Source organism: Erwinia sp. ErVv1 (assembly GCF_900068895.1).
Taxonomy (GTDB): domain Bacteria; phylum Pseudomonadota; class Gammaproteobacteria; order Enterobacterales; family Enterobacteriaceae; genus Erwinia.
The window spans coordinates 543,204-543,434 of sequence record NZ_CDPK01000003.1 but is presented as its reverse complement, the minus strand read 5'-3'; positions in this window follow the sequence as shown (position 1 = coordinate 543,434).

Genomic DNA, 231 nt, shown 5'->3' with positions numbered 1-231 from the left:
AGCGGTTCGGAGCTTTAACTGGGATCCTTTGCATGGATGCCTCTTCGTTCAGCGCTGTGGATTGCCTGTCACCGGCCCCCACCCGTCTGTTCCTTTCGCATTGTGCTCGCTGCGAGTAAAAGCGGTTCGGAGCTTTAATTGGGATCCTTTGCATGGATGCCTCTTCGTTCAGCGCTGTGGATTGCCTGTTACTGGCCCCCACCCGTCTGCTCCTTTCGCATTGTGCTCGCT